At 42.1% G+C, this 537-nt stretch carries 1 protein-coding gene; it reads left to right on the top strand.

What is annotated here, in order from left to right; translation table 11 throughout:
- Window positions 1–537, top strand: a 537-nt coding sequence (locus ACVC43_RS00040; RefSeq protein WP_452222527.1) for a DUF7507 domain-containing protein, incomplete at both ends; no start/stop codon positions are given.

The raw sequence follows: 537 nt of genomic DNA on the forward strand, positions 1-537 counted from the left end.
GGTCAGAATGTATTAACAGATGCTACCGTAACCGATGTGTCTGGTACAACCGCAACAACAGACGATGCCACGGTGATTACCTTATGTCAAGGTGATACAACCATTGCTTTAGTGAAGTCTGGTGTGTTTAACGACGAAGACCAGGATAACTGTACTAATGTAGATGAAACCATTACCTATACCTTTACTGTAACCAATACAGGTAACGTTTCTATTGATAATATTGTATTAACCGATCCTTTATTGGAAGCACCTAACCCAGTGGTTGCCATTGCTTTTGTTTCTGGTGATACTGATGGTGATAACGAATTAGATCCTACTGAAACGTGGACCTACACTGCAGACTATGCCGTGACGCAAGACGATATTGATGCTGGACAGGTAACAAACCAAGCCACCGTTAACGGTCAGAATGTATTAACAGATGCTACCGTAACCGATGTGTCTGGTACTACTGCTACAACAGACGATGCGACGGTGATTACCTTATGTCAAGGTGATACAACTATTGCACTTGTCAAGTCTGGAATCTTTAAC

This window comes from Lacinutrix chionoecetis (assembly GCF_053604665.1).